Annotated in this window: 1 protein-coding gene; it reads left to right on the forward strand. The window is 64.3% G+C overall.

Annotated elements, in window-relative coordinates; all coding sequences use genetic code 11:
* On the forward strand, window positions 1-364 hold a 364-nt coding region (locus FS507_RS19890; RefSeq protein WP_222121452.1), incomplete at both ends, for a hypothetical protein.

The following is a 364-nucleotide window of genomic DNA, read 5'->3' on the forward strand; positions in this document are numbered from 1 at the left end:
TGGAAGAGGTGGTGGTTGGTGGGGTGGATGATGGTGAGGTGGAGGTGGGGGGGGGGGAAGTTGTTGGGGGGGAAGAGGGGGGGGGGGGTGTGTGTGAGGATTTGGGTGATGGTGGTGTGGAGGTGGGTGATTTGAGTGTGGAGGAATGGGATACGTGTAGGGAACCCGGCGAGGAGGATGAAGAGTGGGTGGTGGGTGTGATGGGTGATGGTGGGGAGGGGTGGGAGGAGGATGGTGGGGGAGGGGGAGTGGTAGGGGTGGGGGAGGTGGTGGGGGGAGTGGTGGAGGGTATGGGAGGGTTGGTGAAAGGGGGGACGAGTGGGGTCAAAGGGCGCAGTGGGGGGGTGAGCGAGATGGGGAGTCT

The sequence above is a fragment of the Corynebacterium glyciniphilum AJ 3170 genome, assembly GCF_007673095.1.
Classification (GTDB): domain Bacteria; phylum Actinomycetota; class Actinomycetes; order Mycobacteriales; family Mycobacteriaceae; genus Corynebacterium.